Below are 15449 nucleotides of genomic sequence, written 5' to 3' on the forward strand. Positions count from 1 at the left end.
AGCTCCGCCCCTCAAGTGGTCCGATGTCTCACCAGAATAGACCCGCCCCCGTTCGACGGGGCGGGTCGGTGGCTGCTCAGAGGCCGTAGACGCGGGCCGCGTTGTCGTGGAACACCGCCTGCTGCTCGGCGGGGGACAGTTCGCCCGTGAGGCGGTCGGCGATCCGCACGACCTCCGGGTAGCCGGCCTCCAGGGTGCACACCGGCCAGTCGGAGCCGAAGAGCAGCCGCTGCGGGCCGAAGGCGTCCAGGGCGGTGTCGGCGTAGGGCCTCAGGTCCTCGGTCCGCCAGCGCCCCGGGGCCGCCTCGGTGACCAGGCCGGAGAGCTTGCAGACGGTGTTCGGGAGGGCGGCCAGGCGGCGCAGGTCCGCGGCCCAGGGCGCGACCGCGCCGGTGGCGATCGGAGGTTTGCCGAGATGGTCGAGGACGAAGGTCAGACCGGTGAGGCCGGCGGCAGCGAGTACGGCGGCCGGCAGCTGGTGCGGCCTGAGCACCAGGTCGTAGGCGAGGCCGGCGGCGGCGACGGCGAGCAGGCCCCGGCGTACGTCCGGTCGGAGCAGCCAGCGGGGATCGGGCTCCTCCTGGACCTGGTGACGGATGCCGACCAGCTGGTCGCCGCCCGGGAGCGCACGCAGCGCGGCGAGCGCATCGGCGACGTCCGGGGCGGTGAGGTCGGTCCAGCCGACGACCCCGGCCACCAGGCCGCTGCCGGCGGCGAGGGCGAGCAGCTCGGGTGTCTCCTCGGGGACGCAGACGGTCTGGACGACGACGGTGCCGGCCACCCCGGCGGCGCGGGCCTCGGCGGCGAGGTCGTCCGCGGTGAAGGAGCGGGCGAGCGGAGCGAGGGCCTCGCCGGTGATCCAGGGCTGCGGTCGCACCGTCAGGTCCCAGACGTGGTGGTGCGCGTCGATGATCCGTGCGGGCGTCACAGCTCCCACACCACCGGGAGCCCGGCCTCGGCGCCGGTCGCCGAGTAGTCGTGGACCACGTCGAGGAGTTCGGCCATCCGCGCCTGCCAGGCGATGTTGACCGGGAGGTGTTCGAGTGCGGCGAGCAGGCGGGGGTAGTCCTCGCACTCGACGAGGTGGAACAGCTCGCAGCCGCTGCGCCAGATGCTCCAGGACGTGGCACCGGCTGCCCGGATGGCCGTGGTGAGCTCGGCCGGCACCTCGCGGTGGGCGGCCTCGTACTCCGCGATCCGGTCCTCGCGGACGCGGGTGTGCAGGGCGATCCTCATGGCTGCTCCGAACGGTCGGGGTGGGCGGAGTCGACGATGATCACGTCCAGGGTGCGGGGACCGTGGACCCCCTCCACCCGGTCGAGTTCGATGTCGCTGGTGGCGGACGGTCCCGAGATGAACGTCAGGGGGAGGGCGGGGTCGAGGCGGGCGAGGGCGTCGGGGACGTCCTCGGCGATCTGCTCGGCGCGGATGACGCACAGGTGGTAGTCCGGGACGAGGCTGAGGGCGCGTCGGCCCTGGCCGGGGCCGGTGTCGAGGACGACCGTGCCGGTGACGGCGATCCCGGCGGCGGCGAGTGTGATCGCGCCGTCCAGCGCGTCGAGGGCGGGGACGTCCAGCGGTTCCCGGTGCCACTCCCAGCCGCCGCTCGGCAGCGACTCGGTGGGGAAGCCGTCCGGCAGGGCCAGGCGCAGGGCGCCGCGCCGGGTGAGGGCGACGGCGATGGCGTCGCGCAGCCCGGCCCGGTCCGTGCGGGTGACGGTGGCGCGGTAGTCGGAGACCCGTTCGGCGAAGAGGGCGACGGTGTCCTGACCGGGCTCGACGTGGCTGAGGCGGTAGTTCCGCGGGACGGGCACGTCGGTCGGGAGCTCGTCGGCCGGTACGTCGGCGAGGGCGCCGCGGATGCGGCCGAGGATGGCGTCGCGGCTGCTCATCGGTCACCTTCCCGGTTCTTGCGCCACCAGGTACGGAAGGACTCGGCGGGCGGGGCCGGGGTGTCGCGGGTGTCGGACCAGCCGTGCAGCGGCCCGGGCAGGCGGCGGATGCGGCCGCCCCGGGCGAGGGCGCGGCCGCCGAGCGACCCGGCCTGCTGGGCGGCGGAGAGCAACCGCGGGGAGTCGAGTACGGCGGCCGCGGCCTTCATCGCCACCGCCTCGGCGGTGGGCAGGCGTTTCGCGGCCCGCTCGGCCTCGACGGCCTCGGCCCGTAGGTGGAGCAGCAGTTCAGGGATGTCGATCTTGACCGGGCAGGCGTCGTAGCAGGCCCCGCACAGGGTGGAGGCGAACGGCAGGGAGGCCGCCTGCCCGACGCCGACCAGTTGCGGGGTGAGGACGGCGCCGATCGGGCCGGGGTAGACGGAGCCGTAGGCGTGGCCGCCGGTGCGCTCGAAGACCGGGCAGACGTTGAGGCAGGCGGAGCAGCGGATGCAGGCGAGGGCCTGGCGGCCGACGGTGTCGGCGAGGGTGTCGGTCCGGCCGTTGTCGAGGAGCACCAGGTGGAACTCGGAGGGGCCGTCCCCGTCGGTGGTACCGGTCCAGGTGGAGGTGTAGGGGTTCATCCGCTCGCCGGTGGAGGAACGGGGCAGCAGTTGGAGGAACACCTCGAGGTCGGACCAGGTGGGGACGACCTTCTCGATGCCCATCACGGTGATCAGGGTCTGCGGGAGGGTCAGGCACATCCGGCCGTTGCCCTCGGATTCGACGACGACGACCGTGCCGGTGTCGGCGACGGCGAAGTTGGCGCCGGAGACCGCGACCTTGGCGTTGAGGAACTTCTCCCGCAGGTGGCGGCGGGCCGCCTCGGCGAGCTCGTGCGGGTCGTCACCGAGCCCGTCGGGAGCCGGTCGGCCCCAGTCGCCCATCCGGGCGACGAACAGGTCGCGGATCTCGGTGCGGTTGCGGTGGATCGCGGGGACCAGGATGTGCGAGGGGCGGTCGTCGCCGAGCTGGACGATGAGCTCGGCGAGGTCGGTCTCGTACGCCGCGATCCCGGCTTCGGCGAGGTGTTCGTTGAGCCTGATCTCCTGGGTCGCCATGGACTTGACCTTCACCACCTCCCGCTCGCCGGTGGCCCGGACGAGTGCGGTGACGATGCGGTTGGCCTCGGCGGCGTCGGCGGCCCAGTGGACGGTGCCGCCCGCAGCGGTGACGGACCGCTCCAACTGCACCAGGTACCGGTCGAGATGGCGCGAGGTGCGGGTCTTGATCGCGGCGGCCGACGTCCGCAGCTCCTCCCAGTCGTCGAGCTCCGCGGCGACGGTGAGGCGCTTGTCGCGGATGGTGCCGGTGGCCCGTTTCAGGTTGGCGCGCAGCTGGGTGTCCTTGAGCGCGCTGCGGGCCGCGTCGGGGAAGGCGGGGGAGCCGAGCCACACGACGCCGCGGTCGGCGGGGTTGCGAGGGTGCGGGTCGCTCATCGCAGGGTCCCTTCGGTGGTGGCGAGGATCTCGGCCAGGTGCACGGTGCGCACCGTACTGCCTCGGCGGGAGAGTCCGCCGCCGATGTGCATCAGGCAGGAGTTGTCGGCCGCGCACAGGACCTCGGCGCCGGTCTCCAGGACGCCTGCGGCCTTGTCGGCGAGCATGGCGCCGGAGGTCTCGGCGTTCTTGACGGCGAAGGTGCCGCCGAAGCCGCAGCAGGAGTCGGCGGCCGGGAGGTCGACCAGGTCGATGTCCTGGACCGCGCGCAGCAGTCGCAGGGGGCGGTCGCCGAGCCGCAGTCCGCGCAGGGAGTGGCAGGTGGGGTGGTAGGTGACCCGGTGCGGGAAGCGGGCGCCGACGTCCGTGACGCCCAGGACGTCGGTCAGGAACTCGGTGAACTCGTGGACCCGGGGCACGAGTTCGGCCACCGTTCGGCGCAGGTCGGGGCGCCCGTAGCGCTCGGCCAGCAGCGGGTGGTTGTCCCGGATCATGCCGGTGCAGGAGGCGGACGGGGTGACCACGGCGTCGTACTCGGCGAAGGTCCGCGCGAAGCGGGCGACGAGCGGGACGGCGTCCGGGCGGTAGCCGGTGTTGAAGTGCAGCTGTCCGCAGCAGGTCTGTTCCTGGGGGAACTCCACGGTGTGGCCGAGCCGTTCCAGGACGGTCAGCACGGCCCGGCCGGTGTCGGGGAACATGGTGTCGGCGACGCAGGTGACGAACAGGGCGACGCGCATCAGCCCTCCTTCTCGGGTGTCGGGACGTCGACCGGGAGCAGTCCCCGTTCCTTGAGGTCCGCCCAGAGCGCGTCCGGGACGGGGTGGTCGAGCATAGTGGCGGCGTCCTCGACCTCGGCGGCGCTGCGGGTGCCGACCAGGACGCTCGCGACGCTCGGGTGCCCGAACGGGAAGCGCAGGGCGGCGGCTCGCAGCGGCACCCCGTGCCGCCCGCACGCCTCCTTCAACTGCAGGGCTCGACCGAGGAGTTCCGCGGACGCGGCGCGGTAGTCGAAGGTCGCGCCGGGTTTCGGGTCGGCGAGCAGGCCGGAGTTGAAGACGCCGCCGACCACCACGGCGACCTGCCGTTCCTCGGCCAGCGGCAGGAGTTCGAGGAGTCCCCGTTGGTCGAGCAGGCTGTACCGGCCGGCCAGCAGGACCACGTCGAGGTCGGTCTCGCGGACGAAGCGGGCCGGCAGTTCGGTCCGGTTCATGCCGATGCCGATCGCGCCGAGCACGCCTTCGGCGCGCAGGCGTTCGAGTTCCGGGTAGGCCTGGTCAAGCGCCTGTTCGGCGTGGTCGTCGGGGTCGTGCAGGTAGGCGATGTCGATCCGGTCGAGGCCGAGCCGGTTCAGGCTGTCCTCGATCGAGCGGCGTACGCCCTCGGCCGTGAAGTCCCAGCGGCGGCGGTGGTCGGCGGGGACGGCGAAGCCGTTGGCGAGGTCGTCGCCGGCCGTGGGAATCGGGTCCAGCAGGCGGCCGACCTTGGTGGACAGCACGTACTCGTGCCGGGGGAGGCCGCGCAGCGCGTCGCCCAGGCGTCGTTCGGAGAGACCGAGGCCGTAGTGCGGGGCGGTGTCGAAGTACCGGACGCCGCTGGCCCAGGCGGCGGCCACGGCCTCGGCGGCCTGCTCGTCGCCCACCGGTGTGAACAGGTTGCCGATCCCGGCGGCACCGAAGGCGAGCCGGCCGACTCGGACGGCCGTGCGGCCGAGCGGGTGGAGGTTCACGCGGGGGGCTCCGGTCGCAGGCGCAGACCGGCCATGCCGCCGTCGACCGCGAGGGCGGTGCCGGTGACGCTGGCGGCGGCCGGGGAGGCGAGGTAGGCGATGGCGGCGGCGACCTCCTCGGCGGTGACCAGCCGTCCGGTGGGCTGGCGGGCGTTCAGGGCGGCGCGTTCGGCGGCCGGGTCGGCGGCCGCGTCGAGCAGTCGGCCGACCCAGGGGGTGTCGACGGTGCCGGGGTTGACGCAGTTGACCCGGATGCCCTCGCGGACGTGGTCGGCGGCCATGGCCAGGGTGAGCGACAGGACGGCGCCCTTGCTGGCGGAGTAGAGCGCGCGCTGCGGAAGTCCGGCGGTGGCGGCGATGGAACAGGTGTTGACCACCGAGGCGTGGGCGGAGCGGCGCAGGTGGGGCAGGGCGGCGCGGGTGGTGCGGACGATGCCGAGGACGTTGACGTCCAGGACGCGGTGCCACTGTTCGTCCGGGTTGTCCTCGACGGTTCCGGCGGCGCCGATGCCGGCGTTGTTGACCAGGATGTCGATCCCGCCGAGCGTCTCGGCCGCCGCCCGGACGGCCTCGCGTACGGAGCGGTCGTCGGCGACGTCGGCGGTGAAGCCGTGCAGCGGGGCGCGGGCGCCGCCGGGGTCGAGGTCGAGGACGGCGACGTCCGCGCCGAGTTCGCTGAGCAGTTGGGCGGTGGCGAGTCCGATGCCGGAGGCGCCCCCGGTGACCAGGGCGGTGAGCCCGTCGAGGTCGGTCGTCATGCGTCCTCCTCCGTGTCCGGTCCGGCCAGGTCGGCCGCCCAGAAGGTGCCGTCGGGGTAGCGGTAGGTGTCGAGGGCGGCCTGGCGCATCGCGGCGGAGAAGCCGGGCGCGGTGGGCGCGCGGTAGTGGCCGTCGGTGATGACCACCGGGTCGAGGAAGTGCTGGTGGAGGTGGTCGACGTACTCGATGACGCGGTCCTCGGTGGTGCCGGTGAGCGCCACGTAGTCGAACATGGACAGGTGCTGGACGAGTTCGCACAGGCCCACGCCGCCGGCGTGCGGGCAGACCGGGACGCCGAACTTGGCGGCGAGCAGCAGGATGGCGAGGTTCTCGTTGACGCCGCCGACCCGCGCCGAGTCCAGCTGGAGGACGTCGATGGCGCCGGCCTGGAGCAACTGCTTGAAGACGATGCGGTTCTGCACGTGCTCGCCGGTGGCGACCTTGACCGGGTGGACGCCGCGCCGGACGGTGGCGTGGCCGAGGACGTCGTCGGGGCTGGTGGGCTCCTCGATCCAGTAGGGGTCGAACTCGGCGAGGGCCTTGGTCCACTCGATGGCCTCGGCGACGTTCCAGCGCTGGTTGGCGTCGATGGCCATCCGGACGTCCGGGCCCACGGCCTCCCGGGCCGCGCGGCAGCGGCGGATGTCGTCCGCCAGGTCGGCGCCGACCTTCAGCTTGATCTGGGTGAAACCGTCGGCGACGGCCTGCTGGGCGAGGCGGGTGAGCTTCTCGTCGGAGTAGCCCAGCCAGCCGGGGGAGGTGGTGTACGCGGGGTAGCCGCGGTGCAGCAGCTCGGCCGCCCGCCCGACCGCCCCCTGCTTGCCCTTGGTCAGCAGTTCCAGGGCCTCGTCGGGCGTCAGCGCGTCCGTGAGGTAGCGGAAGTCGACCTGGGAGACCAGCCAGGCGGGGTCGGCGTCGGCGAGGAGCCGCCAGAGCGGCTTGCCCTCCCGCTTGGCCGCGAGGTCCCAGACGGCGTTGACGACGGCCCCGATGGCCATGTGCATCACGCCCTTCTCGGGGCCCAGCCAGCGCAGTTGGCTGTCGCCGACGAGGTCGCGGGAGAGCGAGCCGGGGTCGGCGCACAGCTCGGCGACCGGACGTCCGAGGATGTGCGGGCGCAGCGCGTCGATGGCGGCGACCTGGACCTCGTTGCCGCGGCCGATGGTGAAGGTGAAGCCGTGGCCCTGGTGGCCGCCCGCGGAGGTCCGCAGGACGACGTAGGCGGCGGAGTAGTCGGGGTCGGGATTCATGGCGTCGGACCCGTCCAGCTCCCGGGAGGTGGGGAAGCGGATGTCGTAGGTGTCGACGGCGGTGATCCGCGCGGCGGTTGCGGACAACGAAGTGCCTTTCACGCGTTGACGAAGGTCTGACGCTGGGTGCCGAGGCCGTCGATGGACAGCTCGACGGTGTCGCCCGCGCGCAGATAGGGGGTGCCGGGCAGGCCCAGGGCCACGCCGGCCGGGGTGCCGGTGTTGATGACGTCGCCGGGACGCAGCACCATGTACTGGCTGAGGTACCAGACGACGTACCCGACGTCGAAGATCATGTTCTTGGTGTTGCCGCGCTGGCGGGTCTCGCCGTTGACGGCGAGGCGCAGGCCCAGCGCCCGGGGATCGCCGGCCTCGTCCGGGGTGACCAGCCAGGGTCCCAGCGGGTTGAAGGTCTCGCAGGACTTGCCCAGGTCCCACTGGGCGGAGTACTCCAGCTGGAACTCCCGCTCGGAGACGTCGTTGCTGATCGCGTACCCCGCGATGCACTCCGGGGCCTGCGCCGGGTCGGCGAGGTAGCGGGCCTCCCGGCCGATGACGACCGCGAGTTCCACCTCCCAGTCGGTCTTCACCGAACCGCGCGGGATCAGCACCGGGTCGTCGGGGCCGACCACGGTGGACGGGTCCTTCATGAAGACCACCGGGCGCTCGGGGACGGCGGCCCCGGTCTCCTCGGCGTGGTCGCGGTAGTTGAGGCCGATGCACACCACCTTGCCCGGCCGGGCGACGGGCGGACCGATCCGCCGGCCGGCCGGGTCGATGAGCGGCAGCGCACCCGCGGCCAGTGCCTCCCGGGCCCGGTCGAGTCCGCCGGAGGCGAGGAAGGGTCCGTCGATGTCGTCGGTCAGTTCCGAGAGGGCGTAGGCCGCACCGTCCTCGCCGAGGACCGCCGGGACTTCCGCCCCCGGAGCGCCGATGCGCAGTAGCTTCATGCCGGGTCTCCTGTCGTCATTCCGGAGGTCGTCGCCCTCCACCGGCAATACATCGGATGAATCTGCCGGGCTCCGACCATACGAGCGGGAGTGGCGTCATCGCAAGGAGTCATCGGGCGCCGGTCGCGGCGCCGAGCCGCCAGCTCTGGCATATGTGCAGGTCAGAGTGCAGGTCACAGGTCTTTTCCCTGCGGGTTGGAAACCTTGATGTTACGGTTCGGAATCATCCGAGGTCTTCTCTTGTCAGCCTGATGACAGCCTCGTAAGGTCCTCACTACCGCAAGCCATCCGATGACTGCGGGAGGTGTGATCCGCTCCTCCGTCGCGGACCGAACCGGTTCCCACCCAGTCCCCAGGACGCCGGCATCCCAGCCAAGGAGATCAGCACCATGAAGCTTCGCTCCTCCAGAATCGCGGCCACGGCCGCCACCGTGGTCGTCCTGGCGGGGTTCGCCACGGCCTGCAACCGCGGCAGCGACGGGACTTCGTCCGCCTCGGGCGGCGGAAAGCCGGCGATCGGCGTCGACCTGCCCCGTGCGGACTCCGACTTCTGGAACTCCTACGCCCAGTACGTCAAGCAGGACGCCTCCTCCCAGGGCCTGAACACCCTGCCGGTCAGCAACTCGCAGAACGACGTGACCAAGCTGGTCGCCAACGTCCAGGTCTTCCAGAACACCGGCGCCAAGGCCGTCGTGATGGCTCCGCAGGACACCGGGGCGATCGCCTCCACCCTCGAGCAGCTGTCCGCCAAGAAGATCCCGGTGGTCAGCGTCGACACCCGCCCCGACAAGGGCAACGTCTACATGGTGGTGCGCGCCGACAACAAGGCCTACGGCACCAAGGCGTGCGAGTTCCTGGGCAAGCAGCTCGGCGGCAAGGGCAAGGTGGCCGAACTGCAGGGCGCGCTGAGCTCCATCAACGGGCGCGACCGCTCCGAGGCGTTCTCCGCCTGCATGAAGGAGAAGTTCCCCGGCATCGAGGTGATCGAGCTGGCCACCGAGTGGAAGGGGGACGTCGCCTCGGCGAAGCTCCAGTCCACGCTGGCCGCCAACGCCGACCTCGGCGGCATCTACCTGCAGGCCGGCGGAGTCTTCCTGCAGCCGACCCTGGCGCTGCTCCAGCAGAAGGGCCTGCTCAAGCCGGCCGGCCAGCCGGGCCACATCGCCATCGTCTCCAACGACGGGATCCCGCAGGAGTTCGACGCCATCCGCAAGGGCGACATCGACGCGACCGTCTCCCAGCCCGCCGACCTCTACGCCAAGTACGCGCTGTTCTACGCGCAGGCCGGCGCCGAGGGCAAGACCTTCCAGCCCGGCCCGACCGACCACCAGTCCACCGTCATCCAGCTGCCCAACGGCCTCGAGGACCAACTGCCCGCGCCCCTCGTCACCAAGGACAACGTCGACGACAAGAGCCTCTGGGGCAACAGCGTCAGCAAGTAGTCCCCCGGACCCCGTTGAGCGGCGGCGGGCACGGTTCCCGAGCCGCCACTCCCGGAAATCCCCCAGCGGAAAGGACATCCCCCATGGCGGACGCCAGCCCCGTCCGGGGCCCCGTCGTCGAGGCCGACGGGATCAGCAAGCGCTTCGGCGCCACCGTAGCCCTCAGCGACGCGCGCATCTCGGTCGCGCCCGGCGAGTCGCACGCCCTCGTCGGCCGGAACGGCGCGGGCAAGTCCACCCTCGTGTCGATCCTCACCGGCCTGCAGAACCCCGACACCGGCACCCTGCGCTTCAACGGCGAACCGGCACCGGCCCCCGGCGACACCGACGCCTGGCGCTCCAGGGTCGCCTGCGTCTACCAGCGCTCCATGATCATTCCCGCGCTGACCGTCGCCGAGAACCTCTTCTTGAATAGACACAGCCTGAACCGGCACAGCCTGAACAGGGACAGCCTGAACAGGAAGGGCGGCTCCGCGCTGCGCCCGATCAGCTGGAAGCAGCTGCGCCACCGCGCCGCCGAACTGCTCGCCGAGTACGGCGTGGACGTCGACCCCACCGCGCGCGCCGAGGAACTGACCGTCGAGCAGCGCCAGTTCGTCGAGATCGCCCGGGCCCTGTCCTTCGGGGCCCGCTTCATCATCCTGGACGAGCCCACCGCCAAGCTGGACGCCCGCGGCATCGAGCGGCTCTTCGACAAGCTGCGCGCACTGCAGGAGCAGGGCGTCGCCTTCCTGTTCATCTCCCACCACCTCCAGGAGGTCTACGACCTCTGCGCCACCGTCACGGTCTACCGCGACGCCCGGCACATCATCACCGCACCGGTCGCCGAACTGGACCAGCAGGCACTGGTGGAGGCGATGACGGGCGAGCGGGCGGGCGGCAGCGAACCCGCGTGGTCGGTGCAGCGGCGGAGGCGCCCGGACGGCGACCCGCTGCCGGCCGCCGACCCGCTGCTGGACGTCTCCGGCCTCACCCTGGCCGGCGCCTACGCGGACTTCTCCCTGACCGCGCGCCCCGGAGAGGTGGTGGGGCTGGCCGGGGCGGCCGCGAGCGGCAACGTCCAACTCGGTGAGACCCTCGCCGGCCTGCACAGGCCCGCCAGCGGCACGGTCACCGTCGCAGGCCGTCCGGTCCGCACCGGGCGGGTCCACGCGGCCCTCGCGGCCGGCATCGGCTTCGTCCCCGAGGACCGGCACGTCCAGGGCATCATCCCCCAGCGCAGCGTCGCCGAGAACGCCACCCTGACCGTCACCGACCAGCTCGGCCCCTTCGGCACGGTACTGCCCGCACGCACCCGGGCGTTCGCCGAGCGGATGATCAAGGACCTGGACATCAAGACGCCCGGCGCCTCCGCCCCGGTGTCGGCCCTGTCCGGCGGCAACCAGCAGAAGGTCGTGATCGCCCGGGCGCTGGCCACCGAACCGCACGTCCTGGTCGCGATCCGGCCCACCAACGGCGTCGACATCAAGTCCAAGGAGTCCCTGCTCGGCACCGTGCGCGAGGTCGCCGAGGCCGGCAGGACCGCCCTGATCGTGTCCGACGAACTCGACGACCTGCGGGTCTGCGACCGAGTCCTGGCCATGTTCCACGGCCGCGTCGTCGCCGAGTTCGAGCACGGTTGGAGCGACGAACAGCTGGTCGCAGCCATGGAGGGCGTGTCCGGCCCGACCGATACGAAGGAACCCCATGCCTCCCACCACTGAGGTCCGCCCCCACGCGGCCACCGCCGTCGCCGGTGGCGCCGAGCGCCGATTCCAGCTCGCCCGCTACCGCGACCTCTCCCTCGTGCCGGTCCTGCTCGTGCTGGGCGTCATCGGCTTCATCGTCTCGCCCGCCTTCCTCACCTCCGACAACCTCCTCGGCGTCGGCCAGCAGGCCACCGAACTGAGCCTGCTGGTCCTCGCCGAGGCGCTCATCCTGATCGCCGGACGGATGGACCTCTCCCTGGAGTCCACCATCGGCGTCGCCCCGGTGATCGCCGTCTGGCTCGTCCTGCCCGACCACGGCGCCCGCTTCAACGGCCTCGGGCTGTTCCCCGAATGGACCGCCATCCCACTGTGCCTGCTGGTCGGCGCGCTCATCGGCGCGATCAACGGCTTCCTGATCCTCAAGCTGCGCCTCAACGGCTTCATCGTCACCCTCGGCGCGCTCACCCTGCTGCGCGGCCTCCAAGTCGCCGTCTCCCAGGGCCAGTCCATCGTCAACGTGCCCGACTCCTTCCGCTACCTCGGCAGCGCGAGCTGGCTCGGCGTCCCGGCCGCGATCTGGATCTGCGCCCTGCTCTTCCTCGCCGGCGGCAGCGCGCTCGCCTGGCTGCGGCACGGCCGCGCCCTCTACGCGATCGGCGGCAACGCGGAGGCGGCCCGGGCGGCGGGCATCCGCGTCGACCGGATCGTCTGGGCCGTGCTGATCCTCGGCGGCCTGCTCGCGGCCTTCGCCGGAATCCTCTACACCGGCCACTACGGCTCCATCTCCGCCGACCAGGGCAACGGCTGGATCTTCCAGGTCTTCGCCGCCACCGTCATCGGCGGCGTCAGCCTCAACGGCGGCCGCGGCACCCTCTTCGGCGCCCTCACCGGTGTCCTCACCCTCCAGCTGGTGGTCAACGTCATGACCCTCGCCGGCGTGCCACCCCTGTGGAACCAGTTCCTCAACGGCGCGATCATCATCATCGCGCTGATCATCTCCCGCTACGCCTCCGGCGAGAAACAGGAGTGACCGGTCCCACGACCTGAACCGCCGGAGCGGCGCCACCAGTCCATCGGGGGAACTGGTCGCGCCGCTCCGGCCTTTCTCTCCCCGGCCCGGGCCCGACCACTTCGGTGGCGTGCCGGAGCCCCGTCCGCGTCGGAAGCGGCACGGGAAGACATGCTCTTGACGGTCCGTCAGCTATCGATGAGGTCGGACTTCTCCGCGGGGCCGACGGAGGTGCTGCCGGCGACCAGCGGCGAGGCGCCCGCGTCGGTCGCCGACACGATCCGGTGGTCGGCGTGGGCGCGCAGGCTGACCACGCGGTTGCTGACGTCGGCCGCGAAGACGTGCAGCGCGGGTGCCGCGCAGGCCGGCGGGAGCGCGCTCCCGGAGGGCAGGTGGCCGCGAGTCCGGTGACCCGCCGGTGGAGACCGACTTCGGCGATGGCGGCGTTGGCGCGGGAGTCGGTGGTGCCCACCGACCCGTCCTGCGTCCGCGGCAGCCACGGCCGCCTCCCGGACGACCCGCAGGACGCCCCCGTTCTGCTGTGCTCCAGCCGCGAGTACGCCCGTGACCGCTTCCACGCCACCCAGGTGAAGCGGTTCCTGCTCTCCTGCTTGGGGGTCGGGGGTTGAGGGCCCGGTGGGTGCCGCTCGTTGTGCGGAACGAGTGGCACACACCGGACCGGTCGGTGGGTCGGGCCGTCCGCCGTCGGACGCCGACCAGGGGAGCCGCGGCTTCTTCGTAACGAAGTTTAACTATATCTGGGTGGGAGGGCAACCGCCCGGCGGAAGCGGACGGTGGGACGGCGGGGCGGGGCAGGACGGTTCATCAGATCCTCAGGGTCCCCGTGGCACTGTGAGTGGCTGGCCGGGGTGCGGCGGAGAGCCCCCCGGCGACATCCAGGAGCAAGGAGCGGCGCGTGCCATCGCCTGTAGTGCTGGGCTTCGACATCAGCGGGACCCGGATCGCCGTCGCCGCGACCGACACGGGCGGTGTCCGGCTCGGGTCGGACGTGGTGCCGACGCACACCGAGCCGAGCCCCGCAGGCTGCCTGGCCCGGGCCGTGGGTGCCGCGAGGGTCCTGCTGGAGCGGGTGGCGCCCGGCCGGGCGACGATCGGGGTCGGGGTCTCGATGCTCGGCGTCCTGGGCGAACGGGCGGGCGCCGCCCCGCCGACCGATCAGGACTGGAGCAGCCCGGCCGTGCGCCGCGAACTCGCGTCCGCGTTCGGGGGCGCCCGGGTCCGGGTCGCCACCGACGTGATGGCCGCCGCCCGGGTGGAGGCCGAGTACGGTTCCCTGGCCGGCGCCGACCCGGCGGTCTACCTGAACCTGGGCACCGGCCTGGCCGTCGCCATCGTGGTCGGCGGCGAGGTCGTCCTCGGCCGCAACGGCACCGCCGGCGGGATCGGCCGCAACCTGCGCCGGATCGCCGACGTGGGGCAGCCGACCGAGGACCGGATCCTGCTGGAGGAGGCCGTCAGCGGCAAGGCACTCCTGAAAGAAGCCCTCACCGTGCTCCCGGGCCTGGACAACGCGTGCCACGCCCTCGCCGATGCTGCCCGACACCCGCAACTGGCCGGTCTTCTGGCCGAGTTCACCGCCGAGCTGGCCTTCCACCTCACGAACCTGGCCATCGCGGTCGACCCGGAGCGCATCGCGGTGGGCGGCAGCATGGCGCGGGCCTGGGACGTCCTGCACCCGCCGCTGAGCAGGGCCCTCGCCGCCGCCGTGCCCCACCCGCCGGACCTCGTCCTGGCGGACTTCCCCCTCAACACCCCGTTCCTGGGCGCCCTGGCGCTCGGGCAGGCGGCAGCCCGCGACGCACTGGCGGCTGCCGCACCCGGGTGAGAGCCGGCTTCCGAAGGTCCGGGGCAACAGACGGCCAGGTCAGGAAGCGAACGGGGTTGGGTTCAGAGGCCTTTGGAGGGACGGACCACGGTGCTGAGGAGGGGGACAGCCTCTGCGGCAGGTTCGAAGTCGAAGTCGAACCCCTGATGTGCCAGGATCTGTCGCTGTGATCAGCGACCCTCTTGCCGGCCTGGACGATGTGCCCTGGGCTGAACTGCGGCACTCCTACGGCAGGGCCGACGACGTTCCCGGACACCTCAGGGCGATGCAGGCGGGGGACCGGGAGGGCGATTACCCGCCGAGTGTGCAGCTCGCGAACCACATCGTGCACCAGGGCACGCGATCGCAGGCTGCGGTGTACACCGTTCCGTTTCTTGTGCGGATGGCGCTCGATCCGAGGTTGGTCGACAGGCACCGGTTCGTTGCTCTGCTGGTCGCCATCGCGATCGGGTTGGACAACAACCACCTGCCGGACGGCTACGACCCCCGGGAGGACCGCGGCCATCTGGCAACGCTGCGAGGTGAGGCCGAGGACCGGGCCAGGTGGATCGCCGAAGCCACGGACGACGAGCAGCGCCAGTGGCGCGAGGCGAGCTGCGAGCAGATCCTCATCGACGCCGAAGCGATCGTGTCCTCCTACAACGCCGTTCGGGAGGCACTTCCCGCACTCGCCGTCCTGCTGACCTCGGACAGCCCTGAGCTGCGCGCCGAGACGGCGAACCTGTTCGCGTGGTTCCCCGAGTCGGCTTCGACGTCGATTCCGTTGCTGGAGGCGCTCGTCGCCGATGAGGCCTCGCCCGGCGTCGCGGCGACGGGCCTGGTCGCCCTCGGGCTGCTCGGCGATCCGGCGGCCGTCCCCTTCGTCGAACGTTACCTCGACAGCCCTGTCGTCGAGCTGCGCTGGGCCTCCGCCTTCGCGCTGACACGGCTCGGCATCGCCGACCCGGCCGTCGTCGACGTGCTGATCCGGGTCATCGCCAGGCCGCCGGAGAGGACCGAGACCATGCCTTTCCTGAGCGGCTCCTACAGAGGCCTCGCAGTGCTGGCCCTGGCCGAGACGTCCGAGGCCACGACGCCCCGGGCGGTCGAGGCCATGCTTGTCGGCCTGGCCGACTGCACGGGCGTCGACTGGCACCCCGACAGGTACTACACGGCACACGGGCTGTTCACGCTGGTCTTCCCGGGCGAGCCCGCCGAAGTGCCGCAGTCCTTCGGAGATCTGAGCGACGTGCAGCAGCGGGTCGTGCGGTTCCTCGCCGACCAGGACGACGTCGGCTGGCCGTACCACGTAGCGGACGCTCTGAACCGGTGGAAGGTGCCGACCGGGCGCTCCGACCTACGGGTATACGTCGGGAGTGTCCAGACCGGCCGACAGGCCGACATCTGACGTCGGGTGCCGGTGAGGCCGAA

Annotated in this window: 16 protein-coding genes; 6 read left to right on the forward strand and 10 right to left on the reverse strand. The window is 72.1% G+C overall.

The features are described 5' to 3' along the window. Window positions 1-76: 76 nt before the first annotated feature. From ACZ4W5_RS14125 to ACZ4W5_RS14165, 9 genes are read right to left on the reverse strand one after another with little or no spacing between them, the layout of a single operon-like run. Window positions 77-928: an amidohydrolase family protein gene (locus ACZ4W5_RS14125; RefSeq protein ID WP_465654532.1), complete on the reverse strand. Its 852-nt coding sequence runs from the start codon at window positions 926-928 to the stop codon at window positions 77-79. After that, entirely contained in the window at window positions 925-1236 is a 312-nt protein-coding gene (locus ACZ4W5_RS14130) for an L-rhamnose mutarotase (RefSeq protein WP_360230604.1), read from the reverse strand. Before ACZ4W5_RS14130 ends, ACZ4W5_RS14125 begins: the two co-directional genes overlap by 4 nt. Next, window positions 1233-1892: a LutC/YkgG family protein gene (locus ACZ4W5_RS14135; RefSeq protein ID WP_465654534.1), complete on the reverse strand. Its 660-nt coding sequence runs from the start codon at window positions 1890-1892 to the stop codon at window positions 1233-1235. Before ACZ4W5_RS14135 ends, ACZ4W5_RS14130 begins: the two co-directional genes overlap by 4 nt. Further along, window positions 1889-3370, reverse strand: coding sequence for a LutB/LldF family L-lactate oxidation iron-sulfur protein (locus ACZ4W5_RS14140; RefSeq protein WP_465654536.1), 1482 nt, complete (start codon window positions 3368-3370; stop codon window positions 1889-1891). The genes ACZ4W5_RS14135 and ACZ4W5_RS14140 overlap by 4 nt, the downstream gene beginning before the upstream one ends. Beyond that, a complete protein-coding gene (locus ACZ4W5_RS14145; RefSeq protein WP_465654537.1) occupies window positions 3367-4107 on the reverse strand; it encodes a (Fe-S)-binding protein in 741 nt (246 codons plus the stop codon). Before ACZ4W5_RS14145 ends, ACZ4W5_RS14140 begins: the two co-directional genes overlap by 4 nt. After that, window positions 4107-5096 carry an aldo/keto reductase gene (locus ACZ4W5_RS14150; protein WP_465654539.1) on the reverse strand — a complete coding sequence of 330 codons (990 nt, stop codon included), beginning with the start codon at window positions 5094-5096 and terminating at the stop codon, window positions 4107-4109. Before ACZ4W5_RS14150 ends, ACZ4W5_RS14145 begins: the two co-directional genes overlap by 1 nt. Continuing rightward, window positions 5093-5854: an SDR family NAD(P)-dependent oxidoreductase gene (locus ACZ4W5_RS14155; protein ID WP_360230614.1), complete on the reverse strand. Its 762-nt coding sequence runs from the start codon at window positions 5852-5854 to the stop codon at window positions 5093-5095. Before ACZ4W5_RS14155 ends, ACZ4W5_RS14150 begins: the two co-directional genes overlap by 4 nt. Beyond that, a complete protein-coding gene (locus tag ACZ4W5_RS14160) occupies window positions 5851-7191 on the reverse strand; it encodes an L-fuconate dehydratase (protein WP_465654540.1) in 1341 nt (446 codons plus the stop codon). The genes ACZ4W5_RS14155 and ACZ4W5_RS14160 overlap by 4 nt, the downstream gene beginning before the upstream one ends. A gap of 11 nt (window positions 7192-7202) precedes the next feature. Continuing rightward, a complete protein-coding gene (locus ACZ4W5_RS14165; RefSeq protein ID WP_465654542.1) occupies window positions 7203-8054 on the reverse strand; it encodes a fumarylacetoacetate hydrolase family protein in 852 nt (283 codons plus the stop codon). 389 nt (window positions 8055-8443) lie between these two features. On the opposite strand from ACZ4W5_RS14165, the gene ACZ4W5_RS14170 reads away from it, so the two are divergent. The 3 genes from ACZ4W5_RS14170 to ACZ4W5_RS14180 all read left to right on the forward strand — a co-directional run bounded on the left by ACZ4W5_RS14170 (window position 8444) and on the right by ACZ4W5_RS14180 (window position 12214). Continuing rightward, complete coding sequence (locus ACZ4W5_RS14170; protein ID WP_465654543.1) at window positions 8444-9496, forward strand: sugar ABC transporter substrate-binding protein; 1053 nt, start codon at window positions 8444-8446, stop codon at window positions 9494-9496. Window positions 9497-9579: 83 nt separating this feature from the next. Continuing rightward, window positions 9580-11199, forward strand: a complete 1620-nt coding sequence (locus ACZ4W5_RS14175) for a sugar ABC transporter ATP-binding protein (protein ID WP_465654545.1) — start codon at window positions 9580-9582, stop codon at window positions 11197-11199. After that, window positions 11183-12214 carry an ABC transporter permease gene (locus ACZ4W5_RS14180; protein ID WP_360230623.1) on the forward strand — a complete coding sequence of 344 codons (1032 nt, stop codon included), beginning with the start codon at window positions 11183-11185 and terminating at the stop codon, window positions 12212-12214. The genes ACZ4W5_RS14175 and ACZ4W5_RS14180 overlap by 17 nt, the downstream gene beginning before the upstream one ends. Before the next feature lie 167 nt (window positions 12215-12381). On the opposite strand, the gene ACZ4W5_RS14185 is transcribed toward ACZ4W5_RS14180, so the two are convergent. Next, entirely contained in the window at window positions 12382-12507 is a 126-nt protein-coding gene (locus ACZ4W5_RS14185) for a hypothetical protein (RefSeq protein WP_465654548.1), read from the reverse strand. 123 nt (window positions 12508-12630) lie between these two features. Here ACZ4W5_RS14185 and ACZ4W5_RS14190 point away from each other — a divergent pair, with 123 nt between their 5' ends. The 3 genes from ACZ4W5_RS14190 to ACZ4W5_RS14200 all read left to right on the forward strand — a co-directional run bounded on the left by ACZ4W5_RS14190 (window position 12631) and on the right by ACZ4W5_RS14200 (window position 15426). Then, entirely contained in the window at window positions 12631-12822 is a 192-nt protein-coding gene (locus tag ACZ4W5_RS14190; RefSeq protein WP_465654550.1) for a hypothetical protein, read from the forward strand. Window positions 12823-13109: 287 nt separating this feature from the next. Continuing rightward, complete coding sequence (locus ACZ4W5_RS14195) at window positions 13110-14039, forward strand: ROK family protein (protein WP_465654552.1); 930 nt, start codon at window positions 13110-13112, stop codon at window positions 14037-14039. Window positions 14040-14205: 166 nt separating this feature from the next. Further along, window positions 14206-15426 (forward strand): HEAT repeat domain-containing protein, encoded by a 1221-nt coding sequence (locus ACZ4W5_RS14200; protein WP_465654554.1) that lies wholly within the window; start codon window positions 14206-14208, stop codon window positions 15424-15426. Window positions 15427-15449: the final 23 nt, after the last annotated feature.

It is taken from the genome of Kitasatospora sp. NPDC029367, assembly GCF_055569135.1.

Coding starts and splice junctions, on each gene's coding strand:
- ACZ4W5_RS14130 (WP_360230604.1), bottom strand. CDS start 1,236: ATGAGGATCGCCCTGCACACCCGCGTCCGCGAGGACCGGATCGCGGAG.
- ACZ4W5_RS14135 (WP_465654534.1), bottom strand. CDS start 1,892: ATGAGCAGCCGCGACGCCATCCTCGGCCGCATCCGCGGCGCCCTCGCC.
- ACZ4W5_RS14140 (WP_465654536.1), bottom strand. CDS start 3,370: ATGAGCGACCCGCACCCTCGCAACCCCGCCGACCGCGGCGTCGTGTGG.
- ACZ4W5_RS14145 (WP_465654537.1), bottom strand. CDS start 4,107: ATGCGCGTCGCCCTGTTCGTCACCTGCGTCGCCGACACCATGTTCCCC.
- ACZ4W5_RS14155 (WP_360230614.1), bottom strand. CDS start 5,854: ATGACGACCGACCTCGACGGGCTCACCGCCCTGGTCACCGGGGGCGCC.
- ACZ4W5_RS14165 (WP_465654542.1), bottom strand. CDS start 8,054: ATGAAGCTACTGCGCATCGGCGCTCCGGGGGCGGAAGTCCCGGCGGTC.
- ACZ4W5_RS14170 (WP_465654543.1), top strand. CDS start 8,444: ATGAAGCTTCGCTCCTCCAGAATCGCGGCCACGGCCGCCACCGTGGTC.
- ACZ4W5_RS14175 (WP_465654545.1), top strand. CDS start 9,580: ATGGCGGACGCCAGCCCCGTCCGGGGCCCCGTCGTCGAGGCCGACGGG.
- ACZ4W5_RS14180 (WP_360230623.1), top strand. CDS start 11,183: ATGCCTCCCACCACTGAGGTCCGCCCCCACGCGGCCACCGCCGTCGCC.
- ACZ4W5_RS14190 (WP_465654550.1), top strand. CDS start 12,631: ATGGCGGCGTTGGCGCGGGAGTCGGTGGTGCCCACCGACCCGTCCTGC.